The organism is Streptomyces sp. SID11385, from assembly GCF_010548245.1.
GTDB lineage: Bacteria > Actinomycetota > Actinomycetes > Streptomycetales > Streptomycetaceae > Streptomyces.
Map to the genome: position 1 here is coordinate 1 of NZ_JAAGLR010000584.1, position 576 is coordinate 576.

1 protein-coding gene is annotated in these 576 nt (G+C 79.2%); it reads right to left on the bottom strand.

Translation table 11 applies throughout. The annotated features are described in order from the left end of the window. Positions 1–576, bottom strand: a 576-nt coding sequence (locus G3I42_RS17640; RefSeq protein WP_164287091.1) for an ABC transporter ATP-binding protein, incomplete at both ends; no start/stop codon positions are given.

Consider the following 576-nt stretch of genomic DNA (forward strand, 5'->3'; position numbering starts at 1 on the left):
CCCGGGCGAGGGCGCCGAGGGCGCCGGTGACCGTGCCAATGCCCGCGGCGAGGGCCGTGTAGCGGGTGACGGCGACGAGCGCGCCGATGTCGAGTGCCCCCGCGGCGAGCCGCAGCCCGGCCACCGTGAGGACGAGGACGGTGAGCAGCGGGAGCAGGACGCCCGCGCGGCCCGCCGCCCGCCCGTACAGCAGCCAGGTGGTGCGTCCGTGCGCGGCGAGTTCGGCGAGCGGCGCGGTGACGCGGGCGAACTCGCGGCGGGCGGTGCCCGCGGCGCGTACCGTCTCGGCGCCCTCCAGGACTTCGGTGAGGCGGGAGGCGAGGACCGCCTGCGTGTGCTGGTAGCGGGCGCCCGCCGCGGCGGTGCCGGTGGTGAAGACCCGCAGCAGCGCGGCGACGGCCGGGAATCCGGCGAGGAGGGCCAGGCCCGTCCACACGTCGGTGAGGAGGACGCCCGCGAGGCCGCCGAGCGGCAGCAGGACCGCGGGGACGGCGCTCGCGAGGGTGACGGGCACGGTCGCGGCCTCGGCGGTGTTCGCGGTGAGGCGGGTCGCGAGGTCGCCGGGGCGCGGCAGGT